The sequence below is a fragment of the Streptomyces sp. NPDC005181 genome (assembly GCF_040608395.1).
GTDB lineage: Bacteria > Actinomycetota > Actinomycetes > Streptomycetales > Streptomycetaceae > Streptomyces.
Map to the genome: position 1 here is coordinate 1 of NZ_JBEXID010000214.1, position 2914 is coordinate 2914.

Genomic DNA, 2914 nt, shown 5'->3' on the forward strand with positions numbered 1-2914 from the left:
ATCACCGGCGCCGCAGGCCGGCCCACCACAGCCTGACCACACGCCCGAACCCAGGGCCCACCACGCCCCGACGCGCCGTCAGACAGTCACCCACCCAGCAACGTGACAACGCCCCGCCGCACGGACCGACACCTTCCTCGGCGCCCGCTACCGCAGGATCATCAAACGCCGCGGCCACATGAAAGCCCTGGTCGCCGTCGCCCGCTCCATCCTGGTCTCCGTCTGGCACCTCATGAACGACCCGACCGCCCGCTACCGAGATCTCGGCGCCGACTTCCACACCCGCAACCTCGACCCCCACCGCAAGAGCCGAGACCTCGTCCGCCAGCTCAAGGCCCTCGGCCACGACGTCACCCTCACCCCCACAGCCGCCTGACGCACCACACCACCACCGCCCAAACCGCCGAAACCGCCCAGCAAGAGCCCCACAGCCGTCACAGCCGAGGGGCTATCCCGCCCTACCCATCTGACCGTGGAGTTTTCCGGTCAGAGGACGGTTGGCGTGGTGAGGACCGTTGCCGGGCGTCTTTGATCCCGGGGTGGTTTCCACTTGTGGCGTGGACCGATTGCCTCGCCACGGAGAACGCGGGTGCGTCCGGACGCCGGCTGTCGAAGCCGCCTGCGGATGCCCGACCGGCCCCGTATTTCCATGCTGCCGCTCGCGGTGGCTCCCTGCAGTCCCTGGCCGGGGACTGCTGTTCCCAGCTGGGGACCATGCGTTCCGGACCGGGGACCCCCGCCCTCTGCGTCGGACCCCTGGGGACAGTCGGTGTCCAGCGTGCGCGGGTCTCGCTCTCGCAGAACGCAGCCTGCGGCGGCTCCGAGGGTTTCCCTGCGGAGATCGACGGGGCGGCGGCCCGAACACGATCAGGTTCACCATCACGCTCTCCACGACAACGTCGGAAGCCCGAAGAGGAAGTCGATCAGCCCCGAGCGCACAGGAAGGGCGCTGACGTGCGGAAACGTGACCGAGATGGCCTCGTCGGGAAATCACATGGGTCACGCATCGACATGATCGGTCGGACGAGCCGGGAGCGGAGGAACGGGATAGATAGCACAATCGGGATGAATGTCACAAAACGGTCAACCGTCCGGTCGTAGGGGATGACCGGACAGTGTGACCCACTGCACTGTCGATGTCTTCGGCAACTCTCTTCAAGAGGAGAACAACATGAGCCACGCCCACATCGCGCACCCCGATGCGCCGGCGCATGACGAACTGGTTCCGTCGCGCTACGCGCTGAAGGTCGGCGACATCGACGTGATGGTGATCAGCGACGGGGTGATGCCGATACCCACCGTGACGCTGGCCACCAACGCCACCAAGTCTGACCTGACCTCCTGGCTCGGTGACATGTTCCTGCCGCCGGAGGTGTGCGACTGGCCACTGAACGTGGCCGTGGTGCGCAGTGGCGGCCGGACCATCCTCATCGACTCCGGGCTGGGGACGGAGTTTCCCGGCTTCCCGCGAGCCGGGCAGCTGGCCATGCGGCTGGAGGCCGCCGGGATCGATCCCGCATCCGTCACCGACGTGGCACTCACCCACCTGCACATGGACCACATCGGCGGGCTGCTCGTCGAGGGTCTGAGGGGCCGCCTCCGCCGGGACCTGCGGGTCCACCTGGCGTCCGCCGAGGCGGATTTCTGGGACGCGCCTGACTTCTCCCGCACCGTGATGCCGGCACCGGTGCCGGACGTGCTGCGGAGGACCGCCTCGCGGTTCCTGGACGTGTACCGAGGCCAGTTGCAGCCGTTCGAGACGGAGTACGAGCTGGCGCCAGGAGTAATGATCCATCGCACCGGCGGTCACACCCCCGGCCACAGCATCATCCGCCTGGAGTCCGGCGGCGACCGCCTGACGTTCGCCGGCGATGCCATATTCCAGCCCGGGTTCGACAAGCCCGAGTGGTACAACGGCTTCGACCACGACCCCGAGCTGACAGCCCGCGTCCGGATCAGTCTGCTGAACGAACTGGCGGCACGTGGCGAGCAACTGGTGGCCACACACCTGCCGTTCCCGTCCGTGTGCCATGTGGCGGTCGACGGCAACGCCTTCCGTTTCGTACCGGCCGTCTGGGACTACTGACCGGATCCACGACGCCTCAGCAGCCCGTGGGAGCCGGCCCGGGTGGCGCTGCCACGTCCCTGGGCGCGCACGCGCGTCACGGCACGGCGGGACATGGTGGCCCGCCCGTCGGGGCCCCCGTTCAGGCCGAGGCGCGCTAAGGCATCACCTCGCTAAGGCGTCACCTCGCGGTGGGCTGCGCCGTAAGCGCGCAGCCCGGCGAGGCAAAGGCGAGGCAGAGTCTGCGAGGCGGAGGATCGGGGCCACGCCGAGCGAGCGATCGACGGCCTCCGCGTGCGCCTCCGGCGCCAAGTGCCCCGAGGCCGTTGCCGAGTTCGTCATAGAACGCGACGCACCGCCCGCGTTCTACGATTTCCCGGCCGAGTACCGGCTCCAGCCGCCGACCACGAACCCCATCGTCGAGTCGACCCTCCCCACCATCGGACTCCGCACCAAGGCCACACGGGGCGCGGGCAGCCCGGCGACCGCGTTCGCGAGGATGTTCAAGCTGGTCGAATCCGCCCGGACACGAGGGCGTGCGGTCACCGCGCCCGCCTTGTGTCCCTGCTCCGCGCCGGCGCACGCTTCGAGAACGGCGTCTGGTCGAGCGGTCCGGGGCGCCGCCATGACGGACGTGTCCGCGGCCCACCAGCTCGTCGATCAACTGGTCGTCCACGACCTTCGCCGACGCCGCCTTCGGAGGCTCGACGGCCCCGGACGCGGACACGTTCTCACTGGTCATCGATGCATATTCCGGGCGCTGTCACGTTGGCTGACGGGGTGGGATGATCTTCGGGTTGGGCATGGTGGGGAGGGGACCGTCCGTGGACAGCGCGTCGCCGTCGTACA

At 68.8% G+C, this 2914-nt stretch carries 2 protein-coding genes; both read left to right on the forward strand.

What is annotated here, in order from left to right:
- Positions 1-178: 178 nt before the first annotated feature.
- The gene (locus ABZV38_RS39980; protein ID WP_356333835.1) at positions 179-376 is read left to right on the forward strand and encodes a hypothetical protein; all 198 of its coding nucleotides are present in this window, start codon (positions 179-181) and stop codon (positions 374-376) included.
- 795 nt (positions 377-1171) lie between these two features.
- The gene (locus ABZV38_RS39985) at positions 1172-2086 is read left to right on the forward strand and encodes an MBL fold metallo-hydrolase (RefSeq protein WP_356333837.1); all 915 of its coding nucleotides are present in this window, start codon (positions 1172-1174) and stop codon (positions 2084-2086) included.
- The last annotated feature ends 828 nt before the right edge of the window (positions 2087-2914 follow it).

Bases quoted from the DNA above. Each gene is read 5' to 3' on its own strand.
- ABZV38_RS39980 (WP_356333835.1), top strand. From the start codon at position 179: ATGAAAGCCCTGGTCGCCGTCGCCCGCTCCATCCTGGTCTCCGTCTGG.
- ABZV38_RS39985 (WP_356333837.1), top strand. From the start codon at position 1,172: ATGAGCCACGCCCACATCGCGCACCCCGATGCGCCGGCGCATGACGAA.